Source organism: Petrocella sp. FN5, assembly GCF_029210395.1.
Taxonomy (GTDB): Bacteria; Bacillota; Clostridia; order Lachnospirales; family Vallitaleaceae; genus Petrocella.
Window position 1 is genome coordinate 14262 of sequence record NZ_JARGDP010000020.1, and the last position, 13259, is coordinate 27520.

General features: G+C 37.6%; 12 protein-coding genes and 1 riboswitch. Of the genes, 6 read left to right on the top strand and 6 right to left on the bottom strand.

Going from position 1 to position 13259, the window contains the following annotated elements; all coding sequences use genetic code 11:
- Positions 1-114 precede the first annotated feature (114 nt).
- Complete coding sequence (locus P0N36_RS07030) at positions 115-1842, top strand: IS1634 family transposase (protein ID WP_275842138.1); 1728 nt, start codon at positions 115-117, stop codon at positions 1840-1842.
- A gap of 240 nt (positions 1843-2082) precedes the next feature.
- Positions 2083-2772 (top strand): DUF1836 domain-containing protein, encoded by a 690-nt coding sequence (locus P0N36_RS07035; protein ID WP_275842139.1) that lies wholly within the window; start codon positions 2083-2085, stop codon positions 2770-2772.
- A 130-nt stretch (positions 2773-2902) separates the two neighbouring features.
- Here P0N36_RS07035 and P0N36_RS07040 read toward each other — a convergent pair whose 3' ends face one another.
- The 4 genes from P0N36_RS07040 to P0N36_RS07055 form a co-directional block, all read right to left on the bottom strand.
- The gene (locus P0N36_RS07040; RefSeq protein WP_275842140.1) at positions 2903-3193 is read right to left on the bottom strand and encodes a YerC/YecD family TrpR-related protein; all 291 of its coding nucleotides are present in this window, start codon (positions 3191-3193) and stop codon (positions 2903-2905) included.
- A gap of 145 nt (positions 3194-3338) precedes the next feature.
- On the bottom strand, positions 3339-4049 hold the full coding sequence (locus P0N36_RS07045) for a phosphatase (RefSeq protein ID WP_275842141.1): 711 nt from the start codon (positions 4047-4049) through the stop codon (positions 3339-3341).
- 287 nt (positions 4050-4336) lie between these two features.
- Positions 4337-4930, bottom strand: a complete 594-nt coding sequence (locus P0N36_RS07050; protein WP_275842142.1) for a lysine exporter LysO family protein — start codon at positions 4928-4930, stop codon at positions 4337-4339.
- A complete protein-coding gene (locus tag P0N36_RS07055; protein WP_275842143.1) occupies positions 4927-5253 on the bottom strand; it encodes a LysO family transporter in 327 nt (108 codons plus the stop codon). Before P0N36_RS07055 ends, P0N36_RS07050 begins: the two co-directional genes overlap by 4 nt.
- A 179-nt stretch (positions 5254-5432) precedes the next feature.
- Here P0N36_RS07055 and P0N36_RS07060 point away from each other — a divergent pair, with 179 nt between their 5' ends.
- Positions 5433-6902, top strand: a complete 1470-nt coding sequence (locus tag P0N36_RS07060; RefSeq protein ID WP_275842144.1) for a methyl-accepting chemotaxis protein — start codon at positions 5433-5435, stop codon at positions 6900-6902.
- A 103-nt stretch (positions 6903-7005) separates the two neighbouring features.
- On the opposite strand, the gene P0N36_RS07065 is transcribed toward P0N36_RS07060, so the two are convergent.
- Both P0N36_RS07065 and P0N36_RS07070 read right to left on the bottom strand, forming a co-directional pair.
- Complete coding sequence (locus P0N36_RS07065) at positions 7006-7848, bottom strand: DegV family protein (protein ID WP_275842145.1); 843 nt, start codon at positions 7846-7848, stop codon at positions 7006-7008.
- Between the two features lie 116 nt (positions 7849-7964).
- Entirely contained in the window at positions 7965-9260 is a 1296-nt protein-coding gene (locus P0N36_RS07070; protein WP_275842146.1) for a M18 family aminopeptidase, read from the bottom strand.
- Positions 9261-9400: 140 nt separating this feature from the next.
- On the opposite strand from P0N36_RS07070, the gene P0N36_RS07075 reads away from it, so the two are divergent.
- From P0N36_RS07075 to dapA, 3 genes are all read left to right on the top strand, one after another.
- Entirely contained in the window at positions 9401-9898 is a 498-nt protein-coding gene (locus P0N36_RS07075) for a DUF5721 family protein (RefSeq protein WP_275842147.1), read from the top strand.
- A 126-nt stretch (positions 9899-10024) separates the two neighbouring features.
- The gene (htpG, locus tag P0N36_RS07080) at positions 10025-11929 is read left to right on the top strand and encodes a molecular chaperone HtpG (RefSeq protein ID WP_275842148.1); all 1905 of its coding nucleotides are present in this window, start codon (positions 10025-10027) and stop codon (positions 11927-11929) included.
- Positions 11930-12075: 146 nt separating this feature from the next.
- Positions 12076-12254: riboswitch (Lysine riboswitch) on the top strand.
- A gap of 103 nt (positions 12255-12357) precedes the next feature.
- Positions 12358-13245 carry a 4-hydroxy-tetrahydrodipicolinate synthase gene (gene dapA, locus P0N36_RS07085; protein ID WP_275842149.1) on the top strand — a complete coding sequence of 296 codons (888 nt, stop codon included), beginning with the start codon at positions 12358-12360 and terminating at the stop codon, positions 13243-13245.
- The last annotated feature ends 14 nt before the right edge of the window (positions 13246-13259 follow it).

Here is a 13259-nt window from a genome sequence, read left to right on the forward strand (position 1 = left end):
AAGTCTTAATCCATAAGGGATAAGGGCTTATTTTTTTGTCAAATTTAGCAATAAATGCTTTCGTACTATTTCGTACTATGATATAATAGTAGTATACTATTAACGAGGTGACTTATGAGACTAAAAACTTCCACATCAAAAAACTCCCTATCTTTTTATGTAATAAAAGATGTTTATAAAAATGGTAAACGTACTACTCAAATAGTTGAAACACTCGGTACTGAAGATGCAGTTAAAGAAAAATCAGGTGGCAAAGATCCTTTTGAATGGGCAAAGACATATGTCGCTGAACTCAACCGTAAGGAGAAGGAGAACAAGCTTGAAGTTATAATCAAGTGTAAGCAATCCAAACTTATAACCAAAGACAAACAACAATCTTTCAATGGTGGTTACCTGTTTCTTCAACAGATTTATCACCAACTTGGCTTACACAAAATTTGTAACGAAATTTCTTTGAAATATAAGTTCACTTATGATCTCAACTCGATTCTGTCACGCTTGATTTACGGAAGGATTCTTTTCCCTTCTTCCAAGCTTAGCACATTCGAATCCTCTAAACTGCTGCTTGAACAACCAAACTTCGAGCTTCAACACATTTACAGATCATTAGAAGTTATTGCTGAGGAATCTGATTTCATACAGTCTCAACTCTATAAAAATAGCCTTGCTGTTTCCAAGCGCAATGACCGTGTTCTTTACTATGACTGTACTAACTATTTCTTTGAGATTGAGCAGGAAGACGGTCTTAAACAATACGGTCCTTCGAAAGAACACCGTCCTACCCCAATAGTTGAGATGGGTCTTTTCATGGATGGAGATGGCATTCCACTGGCTTTTAGTATTCACAGTGGGAACACCAACGAGCAAGTGACACTAAAACCTTTAGAAAAACAGATTATCAACGACTTTAAACTATCCAAGTTTGTTGTCTGCACAGATGCAGGCCTATCTTCAAATGATAATCGAAAATTCAATAATATAAATAATCGCTCATTCATTACAACTCAATCTATCAAAAAGCTTAAGAACTTTCTAAAGGAATGGGCTTTAGAACCAACAGGATGGATGCATAAGGCATCAAACGAAATCTTTGATTTGCGACAGTTCGACGAGAACGATAAACTCTTGGACAAATATAGGGATGTAATTTTTTACAAAGAGCGTTGGATTAATGAAAATGATCTTGAGCAAAAGCTGATCATTACCTTTTCTCTCAAATATCGCAACTACCAACGTCAGATTAGAAGTAAGCAACTTGAACGGGCCGCAAGACTTATTGATACCAACCCAAAAAGTATAGGCAAGAAAAGACAAAACGATTATAAACGTTTCATCGCTTCTACAAATGTTACTAGTGATGGAGAAGTTGCTGAAGACACACTTTACTCTCTTAATGAGGATATCATTGCTGAAGAAAGCAAGTATGACGGCTTCTATGCAGTATGTACCAACCTAGATGAAGATGTTTCTGAGATAGCTAAAATCAACCATAGGCGGTGGGAGATTGAAGAATGTTTTAGAATTATGAAAAGTGAATTTAAAGCACGACCTGTATATCTTCAAAAAGATGAAAGAATAAAAGCACATTTCACGTCCTGTTTCCTAGCTCTTGTTTTATACAGATATCTAGAAAAACAGTTAGATAGCCAATTCACAACCACAGAAATAGTAAGTCAGTTAAAAGATATGAATTTTTATTCCGTTACCGGGCAGGGTTATATCCCAACATATAAAAGAACCGATTTTACAGATACTTTACATGATACATTTGGATTCAGGACAGACTATCAAATCGTTAGTGATAAAGAAATGAAAAAAATTTACAAAGAAACAAAAAAATAAGAAATAGTACGCAAAAAAATTCAAACTAAAAAAGCTCACACTCCTCTATTCATAAGGGTTTGTGAGCTTTTACTTTCTGACAAGTGTCAAAGACAGGATCATAGCATATTTCCAACTTTTTTTCCATGCCTTTTTAGATTTTCATCATATATATTTGTCTGTAACTTTAAAAGTTCTTACTTTCATAATGCTTGCCATATAGTATCGATTACTATATAATATTCTTGAGGCGGTGTTGATATGAGTAAAAAAACTTATGATAAATTTATAGAAGACCTTTTGGTCTTCATAAAATCCAGGAACTATGTCCATTCAAAGGATATTCCTAATATAGAACTTTACATGGACCAGGTTACAACCTTTATGGATGATCACCTTGGTCTTTTTAAGCGTACTGAAGAAGAAAAGATTCTGACTAAGACCATGATCAACAACTACAGCAAATGTGATATTCTGCCACCGACAGCTAAGAAAAAGTACGGTCATGACCACCTTATTCTACTGCTGTTTGTCTATTATTTTAAGAACATTCTATCCATACCGGATATCAAAAAGTTACTAGACCCAGTCAAAGATATTGTTATGGATGATAAATCACCTCTGTCAATGGAAGCCTTCCTAGACAGAATCATGGAGACTCAAACCATGCATTTTGACAGTCTTGCCAACCAAGTCAATCACACAGTCAAGGTCGGTAAAGACTTGTTTCCGGAGTTTAGTGATGCTGAGAGGGAAAAGCTCTCCATATTTACAACCGCTTATCTCTTGACCATTCAAGCAACCGCACAAAAACACATGGCCACTCAATTAATTGACAACTACTTAACCAAACATCCTTCTAAGGCTAAGGATGCTGGACCAAGACCTAAAAAACCGGATACCGGACGTCCTGAAGTCAGAAAAAAATCACCTAAGAAACCAATCTCTTAAACTAGAAACACTATATCTTTTATTTGGCTATGTAGCCTCGGATAATATAATATGGAAAAACAAGATATAAGAGGTTGTACCACTAGGTACAACCTCTTATCATTATTTTATTTTATATTTTCTTAGCTTCTTATCCATTTTTGACTCTATCAAATACCATATCATAACCGTCGTTGCCATAATTAAGAGAGCGGTTTACCCTTGATATGGTAGCGGTAGATGCTCCGGTCTTTTCTGCAATCTCCAGATAAGTATTATGGTCCCTAAGCATTTTGGCAACTTGTAGTCTCTGTGCCAAAGAATGTAACTCATTAACGGTACATATATCTTCAAAAAAAGCATAACATTCTTTCGGATCTTTTAAACTTAAGATGGCTTCGAAAAGTTTATCCACTTCTGCCGATTTTATGTTTTTACTCATTTAAGTTCTCCTTTATTATATAATCGCCTCTATTAGATTTTACCACGATAAACTATTAGCGTAAAGAATTATTTCTTACTATTATGACAATCTAACCATTATTCTGGTTTCTAAACATAAATGACGTCAAATAGTCATTGTTTACTTAAGATGCATTAATTTTCTTCATAAAATCCTCTACCGAATGATTGACCACCAATTTCTCAGGGAATTCTATTTCACGAATCAAAGCATCACAATAATCAAACCGACCCACATCAAATGCTATATGAGCGTCAGAACCACAGATTATCTCCAAATCCGCTTTGGCACATAGTTCCAACATCTTAGTGATGTTCTTCCTCGTATCGGATCTAAAGCCGTTGGGGTTGATGGAACTATTGTTCACCTCAAGTAGAACTTCATGATATTTGGCCGCTTTCACCAATTCCTTATAGTCTAGGGGATATCTGCTATCATCCGGATGACCAATAATGTTCACATAAGGATTTTCCATGACTTTGATTAACATCTTCGTATTTTCCTGTCGACTTCCGGAAGCTATACAAGGTGGATGAAGACTTGCAATGGTATAGTCTAGCATGGACAGGTTATCCTCTGTCATATCTATGGCTCCGCCAAGGTTAATAATGTTAGCTTCTACACCTTTTAGAATACGAACACCCATGATTTCACTGGGTATCTGTTTCATATTCTGAAAATAAAAAATATACGTACTACCGGGCATACCCGGTGCGTGATCCGATATCCCTATGAGTTCCATGCCTTTATCTCGGCCATATTGGACATTCTCAAGTATTGTACTGTAGGCATGACCACTTGCTATTGTATGTGTATGTAAATCTAATTTATACATAACGCCTCCTTGGTGAATATAAATGTTAACAACTCTACACCAATTTTTATGCGTGCTCATTGTATCATACATAGGACACTTTGTTAAGTTAAACTGTGAAAATTTAATGGAAAAATAATACTTTTTTTGTGAGGCTTCTAACTTTTCATTTTTTTAAGCCTAACTTCGTTAATCCCCTACCTTACTATGTGAAATTTTTTCTAATGTTGTTTCACTGTATGAAATTCAAAATAAAAAAGACGCGCTACGATATCTGGCTATCCTATACGCATCTTGTTTTATGAGTTCTATAAGTTAATAATAATAGGCACCAATAAGGGCACCAAAGAGGACAGCACCACACCAGATACAAAGCCCACAATAGCAACCTTCGGAGTTGTATACCTTGCTATAATCGGCAGGGTTGTGTCCATAGCTGTCGCCCCACAAGGTGCCACTGCTTCATAATGACCGATATACTTGGCCAACAGTGGTAACATTAAGATTGCCATAACTTCACGTATAACGTTGGTCAAGAAGGCCAATGCTGAGATCTCTGCAGAATAATCCACAAGCATAATAGCCGACAATGTATACCAACCAAAGCCAGCACCAATAGCACCGGATTCATTATAGTTTAGGCCGACAAAATGTCCAAAAACCAAGGCCCCGAAAATGCTTCCAAGACCAATCATCAAAGGCACCGCTAATATATTAAAACCGATTTTTTTGATTTCTGCCAAAGTATTTTTCTGTTTCCCAATGTCCATGCCCACGAAAAGAAGCAAAAAACACAAACCGATGTCTATAACCAGTCCGGTAGAGTCGTACCAATGACTGGGGAAAAATAGATACCCCGCCAATGCGCCGATGATGACCGACAACATGATAATCCAAGTCATTTCATCCGCCCCTTTCTATCCAATCTCAGTATCTGACGTCCCAAAAATACAAATAAGACACTAAAAGCAATGGAGCCAAAAGCCAACATAAAAGCCTGAAACCCTATGGTTGAAAGGGATGCTACCACCATTTTATCTGCACCCAGACGGATACCCATAACAAATAATAAGCCGATTAATGTTAATATCTGAAGTTTCCCAAGGGCTTGATCCAATTTGGGATGTGCCATATTATATATACCAATCAACATACCTATGCCAAGAACGCTTATATACAGTAACAATCTAAGTAGCATGATGGACCTCTTTCTTTTTTGATTCATTGTATCAACCTCATGCCTAGATTGCAATCCCTATTTATAGAGATTGACAATCTTTTAATTATCATGTAGAATAAACCATTATTGGCAATGGGGCCTGTACACTTTTTGTGTGCAGGTCTTTTTTATTTTTCAAAAGCAATCTTGGTATCGACCTAAATCTAAACAAAAGGAGTGTTCTTATGAGAAAGAAGACAATGAAGCACCTCATCCTTGAAGCAAAAAACATTTCCGAAGGCGCCTTACTTCACGATATCGGGGCCAATACTTATAATAAAAAAGTTGGTCAGGTGGCCAAGAGCATGGAACTTCTTCAAAAGCAGGTACGTTCCCATGTTTTTGAGATGCAAGTCGTTTCTGCTCAGATTGATACTTCCACAGCTTCCATTGAAATGTTGCTTGAGGATCAAAAAAACATTACAAAAGCACTCTATAATACTTCAGACAGTCTAAAAACGACCAACCAATTACATGACCAAGTGGTCAATGAAACCGTACTCATGTCCGAAAAAATATTAGCTAATACCAAATGTCTAGAAGCCATCACCACTGAACTTAAAGATTCCAGCCAGGCCTCCAAAGATGTTCTTAAAAACCAAATGACCTCCATTTTGGATATCATCGCTTTAATTGATGATATTTCCACAGCTGCGACTGCTTCCTCAACATCTATCCACACCTTATACGATGACACAAGAAAAATCACAGAGATTCTTGAATCCGTAAAAACCTTCTATAAACAAACCCAATTACTGGCTCTTAATGCTTCTATTGAATCTGCGAGAGCCGGAGAAGCCGGCAAAGGCTTTGGTGTTGTTGCAACAGAAATTCGAACCTTAGCCACCAACAGCTCCGAATCCATATCCGAGATTTCCAATATTATGTCCAATATTGACAGTTCGATTGATACGGTCATGCAACAGTCGAATCAAACCAATACTAATGTCTCAAAGGCCGTTGAGAAAACCATTAGCATAGAAAACGGACTTAAGGTAATGGATGCTTCCTTTGACCGCTTAGATCAAAAAGTAAAGGACATGTCGACAAATATTAAGGAGAATTTGGTGGTTACTGATAATTTCTCTGTTACCATTGCAAGAGCCAGTCAAGTCTCAAGAGATGTATCAGGCGGTATCGGTCATCTTCACAATCATATAGAAAATCAATATGCCAAGCTTGATGAGATTCAAGAAATGGAAGTCAATCTAAGTGACACCTCAAAAAGTCTGCATGCCCTAACCGACAAAATTGATGTGGATATGTTAAGTCAGAAAAAATCAATGATTGAAAAACAAAGCGAAGACTTAATCATCCATCTGAAAAAAATACTACAAAGTCATAAAAATCTTTCTATGGACCAAAAACAAACCCATCAGAATATTTTAGATAAAGCCATTCATGAGCAACCTTATATTGAGGCACTTTGGAGCAATCGAAGCAATGGTAGCTTCATCTATTCCAACCCACCTGCCGGTATCAAGAGTGCAAATATCCGCCCTTGGTTTAAAGAAAGTATGAAAGGTCTTGTACATATTTCCGATGTCTACATCTCAGGCATCACCAAAAGTCCCTGCCTGACCGTCAGCCTTCCCATCTACGATAACTCTGAAATCGTTGGTGTACTTGGTGCTGACCTTGCTATACAGGTATAACCTTTGGATCTATTACTTTCCTAAGAATGACTAAACCCAAAAAAATCCCAAAGCTATTTGCCTTGGGATTTCTTTGAGTGTAAAATGGTTAACTACCACGCTTTTAGAAAGATATGATAATACCGCCTTCATTCGCATACGTAGAACTAAGACCACGCATCTTCAAGATGATAATATCCTTAAAATCATATAATTCACTGGCCAGTTCCTTGACATACTCTGCACGTTCTAAAGCATTGCAATGGGATATGGCTAGTATTTTGTCTTTTGATATCGTGCCTACTTTTGGCATGCTGTTCACCATCTTCGCTAAAGCTTTCTTGGTCCCTCTTGCTTTATCCACCATGTCAATGGTGCCTTCCGGTGTTGCTTTTAGAATCAACTTAAGGTTAAGAGCTCTAACGATTTTGGCTTTCATAGAACTCATACGACCATTCTTCTCTAAAGTGTCAATTTTATCCAGTACAAAAAGCACCTTGGCTTCATCAATATACGCTTCAACATAATCCACAATCTCTTCAAATGACATATCATCTGCCTCTACCAACTCAAATACTTTAAGGGCAATTAGAACTTCCATAGTCGATGCACCTCTAGAATTAAATATATGCACCTTCTTATTCGGATATTTTTCAAGATACATGGCCTTGGCGTTCATGGCGCTGTTGTAACTGCCACTCAATTCAGAAGACAGGGTTATTCCAAAGACCCATTCATGATCACCTTCAAAATGGTCTAAATAATCCTGAATCGATGGACAAGCACTTTTGGGAACGTTGCTGCTTTGGTCAATTTTCCTAAGGTAATCCTCTAAGTTTAAGTTCTCATCATCCACGTACTCTTCCCCATCCAAAGTAAAAGTTAATGGAGCTATGGCTATGTTCATCTCTTCTTCCATCTGTTTGGTAATGTCGCAACTGCTATCGCCAACTATTTTATATTTCATACACATTCTCCTTTGTTTACATAAAGATATGAAAACCATCAAGCGCAATGTCATGCGGTTATCATGTAGTATCTATTACTACATATTATATCACAAATGCATATGAAAACCAAATATCAAGCTCTATTTTCATAAAATACTTTGAATACCTTTATTACGTCCTCTAGGTCCTGAACCCCCATTAATTCTCTTGTGGCATGCATAGCCAACATCGGCACCCCTACGTCTACGGCTTTTATAGGTAGATACTTCGTGGCAATCGGTCCTAAAGTCTTACCACCCGGTATATCTGATCGATTGGCAAACTTCTGATAAGGTACATCTGCCTTTTGACACAGTTGTTGAAAAATCCCGGATGTAACACTGTCTGTGGCATAATTTTGCTTGGCACTGATTTTGATTGTAACCCCTTTATTAATAACAGGGAAGTTCGTTATATCACAAGATGCTGTCGCATTGGGGTGCGTCGCATGAGCGCCGTCTGCCGATATCATAAAGGACTGATCCAACATTCTATAAATCTGTTCCGGCAAACCATTTAGGCCATGCCCTATCCTTTTGATGATCTGATGTAGCAAATCACTGTCTGCACCTTGTTTGGATGTACTACCGATTTCTTCATTATCAAAACATACCGCCATATTAATACCATCATAATGACTGCTTTCAATTAACGCCGTCACACTGCTAAAGACCATGGCTAAGTTGTCAATTCTTGGGGCTGAAATCAAGGTTTGATCAAGGCCTATGACCTGTCCTTTTTCTGTTACATACATATATAAATCAAAATCCAGAATGTCAGATACATCACAGGCCAATTTATTTGCCAGTACGCTGATTAAATAATCTTTTGTAACAAACTCATCTTCAATCATTCTAATAATAGGTAACAAATCTTCTTGAGGATTTTTTTCTGTTTCTTTTTTGTCATGTCGTTTAAAGTGAATGGCTAAACTTGGAATAATCATAATCGGATCCCTAAAATCGATTTCCACCACTTTAGGCTTAAACACTTTATCAGATTTTAGAACCACCTGGCCGGACAAAGAAATGGGACGGTCAAACCAGCTTTCTAGAATTGGTCCACCATAGACTTCTGTATTCAGTTTCAAATAACCATGGGTATTAATCTCCGGGTTTGGCTTAATCTTAAAGCTTGGAAAATCTGTGTGGGATGTAATCATCCTAAAACCTTCCTGAATAAAAGGAGCTGTACCTATGGTGAAGCACACCAACATGCTGGGGTAAGGTCGAACGTAATACTTCCCTCCCCCGGCTAACTTCCAATTATCCGACATAAGCAACCCTTCAAAACCATTATTATTTAAGGCTCTAACACTTGTTGTCACCGCTTGAATGGGTGAGGTTGCTTCTTCTATATATTCTATCAATTCTTGTGAATAATTTCGCATATGACACCTCCTATTGGATAGTTTAACAGAGGCTTTATAGGCTGTCAATCAAGACAAATGGGTCAAGATTGACACTATGGATTGCAACTTTCTCCTCAAAGACTTATAATGGAATCATTCTAGCTTATGAGAGGAATCACATGATTGGATTAATTGCTGACGACACAAAAACCTTTATGAACCAACTGATTAAAACAGATGTTTTTGATAATTTTCTGGTCTTATCTCTTGACTTAGATACCTTGTGCCGATTTTCCGTTGATGGGGCTGTTAATTCCGGTTATATGTCTAAGGAAGATGCTGATATTCAATCGATTGATGAATATGTCGCTTGGACCTATGTTAAGCCTGTGGTGGCCACCATTTTAAAACAAAGTCTAAGACCCACCGGTATGAAGCTTACCTTAACCCTTTCTCAGGACGCTACTGAAGAAATATTAAGACGTCATGGCCAAAGTCATTTGGGACATCCCATCAAAGGCTTCATCTTGAATATTCTATTTGACGGTCAACATGTCAAACTTACCACCGGTGTGAACTATAATCAGTTTACCTTGGACAAATCCCTAGAACATGCCTTTGATGCCATGATTACCCAGTTCTTCAAAAAAAATGAACTGATTATGATTAAAATATAATCATACTATTTAGCACTCTTGTGATGAGAGTGCTAAATTTTTCTTGACATTCTTTATTGGAACGACTATCATATACATTGGATATGATTATACGAATCATAATTACATACAAGAGGAGGTTATAGCATGAGCATTGAAAAAGGAAGCTTGTCTATACACAGCGAAAATATTTTCCCAATTATTAAAAAATGGTTGTATTCTGACCATGATATCTTTGTAAGAGAATTAATTTCAAATGGCAGTGATGCCATAACCAAACTAAAAAAGTTGGTAACGATGGGTGAGGTGGATCTCCCTTCTGATGAAGCTTACAAAATTATTGTACGTTATGACGAAAAGGCAGGTACCTTGACCTTTACGGACAACGGTATCGGTTTGACCGCTGAAGAAGTTAAAAAGTACATCAATCAAATCGCTTTTTCAGGTGCCGAAGATTTCTTAAACACCTATAAGGATAAAGCAGATTCCGAGCAAATCATCGGACATTTTGGCCTTGGCTTCTATTCCGCATTTATGGTAGCACAGCAAGTAGAAATTAAGTCACTTTCTTATAAATCTGATGCAACACCTATCCACTGGACTTGTGATGGCGGTACAGAATTCGAACTAGAAGACGGCGACCGAAGTGAAAGAGGTACGGACATCATCCTACATCTAGGAGAAGATGGTAAAGAATTCAAAAACGCTTATAAAATTAAAAGTACCATAGAAAAATATTGTTCCTTCATGCCTTATGAGATTTATTTTGAAGAAGTTGGAAAAGAAGAAGATTCTGTTGAAGATAATGCAGTAGACAAAGATGGCAAAGATACAGTTGTTGAACCAAAGCCGTTAAATGAGGTATCTCCTTTGTACCTAAAACAACCCAGCGAATGTACGGATGAAGAATACAAAGCCTTCTACCGTGATACCTTCATGGATTTTAAAGAGCCTTTGTTCTGGATTCATCTGAACATGGATTATCCTTTCAATCTTAAAGGTATCTTATACTTTCCTAAGCTTGGCAATGAATTTGAAAACATTGAAGGTCAAATCAAGCTATACAACAGTCAAGTTTTTGTTGCAGAGAATATTAAGGAAGTCATTCCAGAATTCTTATTGTTGTTAAAAGGTGTTATTGATTGTCCAGACTTACCCCTTAATGTCTCAAGGAGCTTCCTACAAAACGATGGTTTTGTTAAGAAGATCTCGGACTATATTTCTAAGAAAGTGGCAGATCGTTTAAAAAGTCTCTATAAAAATGAAAAAGAATCCTATGAAAAATTCTGGGGCGACATTCATCCCTTCATCAAATTTGGTGGGTTAAGAGACGAAAAGTTCTATGATAAAGTCAAAGACATCCTATTATATAAAACCACAACCGGTGATTATGTCGTTCTAAATGACTATCTAGAAAGAAACAAAGAAAAACATGAGAATAAAGTCTATTATGTAACCGATGCTGTTCAGCAGGCTCAGTATATTAAGATGTTCAAAGACCATGACATGGAAGCGGTTATCTTGGAGCATAACATTGATCAGGCTTTTATCTCTCATATTGAAGCCAAGACAAGTGATGTTAAGTTTGCGAGGATTGATGCTGATCTAACAGATGTAATGAAAGAAGAAATACACGAAGATGATCAAGAAGCTCATGATGCCTCTGCTGAGCAGCTACAAAAACTTTTTGCAGACGTTCTGTCAAAAGAGGATATCAAGGTTCAACTGGAGTCTCTCAAATCAGAAGATATCTCTGCCGTTATTGTGCTCGCAGAAGAATCCAGAAGAATGCAGGACATGAGCAAGATGTACGGCTTTATGGGTATGGGACTTGGGGATATGCCAAGTGATGAAACTTTGATTCTAAATAAGAAAAACAAGATTGTTAACTTTATACTCACCAACCACGGTGAAGCAGATAAGAAGGAAGATGTGAAGCTTTTCTGTGAACATTTATATGATTTAGCACTCATGAGCCATAAACCTCTTGACGCTGAAGCTATGACAAAATTCATTCAACGTAGTCAGTCCTTATTAACACGTATGATTTAAATTAAATATACAACAAAAAACAGCCTCAAGATTCGGATAAAAGCCTGATTCTTGGGGCTGTACTAATTCAATTTATTTGACAGTCGAGTGAAAAAATGATAAGATTAACTCAATTTTATACGTTGTTTTGAACCTTATTGTTCATCAACGAAAGTAGAGGCGCGATAGCTAAGAGTCATTATATGGATGCATTCAGGTGCAGATGATGTATAATTAAAGGAGATGTCGCCGAAGGTTTGGGTTACCTGTAAGCCCCTTCCTGGGCAACTGGTTAACAACCATTTGACTGTCGTATACCTTGTGTGTATGAAGTGCTGCTTGTGTCTTATCATTCTGAGAATGCACAGTCGCACTTGTTGACTGTTTTTTATTGTCAAAATATGGTAAAAGTCACTCACTCATTGTTTCAAACTTTAGGAGGAATCTAAATGTCAATATTTACCGGATCGGGCGTAGCAATAGTAACACCAATGAATGCAGATGAAAGTGTTAATTATAACAAATTACGAGAACTGATTGATTTTCAAATCGACCACGGCACCAACTGTATCGTTATATGCGGTACCACAGGTGAGGCATCTACACTCACAGACGAAGAACAATTAGAATGTATCCGTGTGGCAGTTGAGCATACTGCTAAACGTGTACCTGTCATGGCAGGTACAGGTAGTAATCATACCGCCCATGGTATCGAACTATCAAAAAAAGCAGAAGCACTTGGTGCAGATGCTTTGCTTCTTGTAACACCTTATTACAATAAAACCACACAAAAAGGCCTCATCCGTCATTATACGGAGATAGCAGCTGCAGTTAACATTCCTATTATGCTCTATAATGTTCCCTCAAGAACAGGACTTAATATAGAACCTTCAACTGCCAAAGTCCTATCCCTAGTTGACAACATCGTTGCCATCAAAGAAGCCAGCGGTAACATTGCCCAAGTGGTCGATCTTGCCCATGCTGTAGAAGGCCGATTGGACATATATTCCGGTAATGATGATCAGATTCTCCCCCTTCTTGCCCTTGGTGGCAAAGGTGTCGTTTCTGTTATTGCCAACATCCTGCCAAAAGAAACCCATGATATCGTGGCCAATTATAGAACCGGTGATTTAGAAGGTGCTCTTGCCAGACAACTTAAGATACATGAACTAACAAAAGCCATCTTCTGTGAAGTCAATCCCGTTCCAATTAAAAAAGCCCTTAATCTTATGGGGATGAATGTTGGGCCTACAAGAGGGCCGCTATTTGAAATGGAACCTGCCAATGTTGAGCATCTAAGAAAAGCTATGCTTGATATGGGCTTGAACTTGCAATAATAAGGAGGTTCGCC

Bases quoted from the DNA above. Each gene is read 5' to 3' on its own strand.
- P0N36_RS07030 (WP_275842138.1), top strand. From the start codon at position 115: ATGAGACTAAAAACTTCCACATCAAAAAACTCCCTATCTTTTTATGTA.
- P0N36_RS07035 (WP_275842139.1), top strand. From the start codon at position 2,083: ATGAGTAAAAAAACTTATGATAAATTTATAGAAGACCTTTTGGTCTTC.
- P0N36_RS07040 (WP_275842140.1), bottom strand. From the start codon at position 3,193: ATGAGTAAAAACATAAAATCGGCAGAAGTGGATAAACTTTTCGAAGCC.
- P0N36_RS07045 (WP_275842141.1), bottom strand. From the start codon at position 4,049: ATGTATAAATTAGATTTACATACACATACAATAGCAAGTGGTCATGCC.
- P0N36_RS07050 (WP_275842142.1), bottom strand. From the start codon at position 4,930: ATGACTTGGATTATCATGTTGTCGGTCATCATCGGCGCATTGGCGGGG.
- P0N36_RS07055 (WP_275842143.1), bottom strand. From the start codon at position 5,253: ATGAATCAAAAAAGAAAGAGGTCCATCATGCTACTTAGATTGTTACTG.
- P0N36_RS07060 (WP_275842144.1), top strand. From the start codon at position 5,433: ATGAGAAAGAAGACAATGAAGCACCTCATCCTTGAAGCAAAAAACATT.
- P0N36_RS07065 (WP_275842145.1), bottom strand. From the start codon at position 7,848: ATGAAATATAAAATAGTTGGCGATAGCAGTTGCGACATTACCAAACAG.
- P0N36_RS07070 (WP_275842146.1), bottom strand. From the start codon at position 9,260: ATGCGAAATTATTCACAAGAATTGATAGAATATATAGAAGAAGCAACC.
- P0N36_RS07075 (WP_275842147.1), top strand. From the start codon at position 9,401: ATGATTGGATTAATTGCTGACGACACAAAAACCTTTATGAACCAACTG.
- htpG (WP_275842148.1), top strand. From the start codon at position 10,025: ATGAGCATTGAAAAAGGAAGCTTGTCTATACACAGCGAAAATATTTTC.
- dapA (WP_275842149.1), top strand. From the start codon at position 12,358: ATGTCAATATTTACCGGATCGGGCGTAGCAATAGTAACACCAATGAAT.